Annotated in this window: 1 protein-coding gene; it reads right to left on the reverse strand. The window is 61.6% G+C overall.

The window, feature by feature from the left end; translation table 11 throughout:
- Nucleotides 1-489 (reverse strand): MFS transporter (locus DEQ92_RS22175; protein ID WP_147299583.1); only part of this gene is annotated, 489 nt, incomplete at both ends.

Below are 489 nucleotides of genomic sequence, written 5' to 3' on the forward strand. Positions count from 1 at the left end.
AGCCAGAACGAAACTGTATATCCGAATCCATCGGCGACGACACCCACCAGAACCGGTCCGAGGCTGCCAGCCGCGAAGAAGACGGTACGGAGGATCCCGAGCGATGCGCCGACGTGACGCTGCTCGAACTGTCCGGTCAAATACGTATAGAGAAGCGGCCAAAACGAGGTAAGCCCGATCGCGAATAGAACGATGCTTCCGAGTACGGCGGGGTGAGTACGAACCTGTGTGAGGGCGACGAGTCCCACGGTTCCACACGAGGTGCTTACGATAGCGGTCCGAAGGTGGCCCCATCGGTCACCTAGGTACCCCGCAGCGGGCGTCGTGACGATCCCGACGCCGAACAGAGCAGCGAATAGATACGCGGCCTGAACTGTCGTGTAACCCTTCGTATGGTGTAAGAACGTCGGGAGAAAGCTTGCGGCGCCCTGCCAGACGAGCATCGCCGCCGCGGCGACCGCGAGGAGCAACCGGACCGAGGATCCGTTG

It is taken from the genome of Haloferax sp. Atlit-6N, assembly GCF_003383195.1.
GTDB lineage: Archaea > Halobacteriota > Halobacteria > Halobacteriales > Haloferacaceae > Haloferax > Haloferax gibbonsii.